1 protein-coding gene is annotated in these 273 nt (G+C 74.7%); it reads right to left on the minus strand.

What is annotated here, in order from left to right; all coding sequences use genetic code 11:
• Nucleotides 1-273: hypothetical protein (locus I8N67_RS43685; RefSeq protein ID WP_234047143.1), on the minus strand; the 273-nt coding region annotated here is incomplete at both ends.

A 273-nucleotide genomic window follows, 5' to 3' on the forward strand; every position in this document is an offset into this window, starting at 1 on the left:
GGCGGCGCGGGCGCGCGGGAGGACTTCGACGCTGACGTTCTCAGGGACTGCGGGAGCTGCCTTCGCCCCCTTCGCCGCCCGCGTCGGTTCTGTCTGCTCGACCGCCGACACCCCGACCGGCAGCCCCCCGACGTCCTCCCGCGTGTTCCGGCCTTCTGACGCCGAGACCGGCACACTGCGACGGACCGCGTCGGGCCAGGTCGGCCTGTCCAGGCTGCGGATGGCCGCCTTGCGCGTCGGGTCTGCGGGGATCTTGCGCGGCGCCTTGGCGTC

This window comes from Streptomyces adelaidensis, from assembly GCF_016598475.1.
Classification (GTDB): Bacteria; Actinomycetota; Actinomycetes; order Streptomycetales; family Streptomycetaceae; genus Streptomyces; species Streptomyces adelaidensis.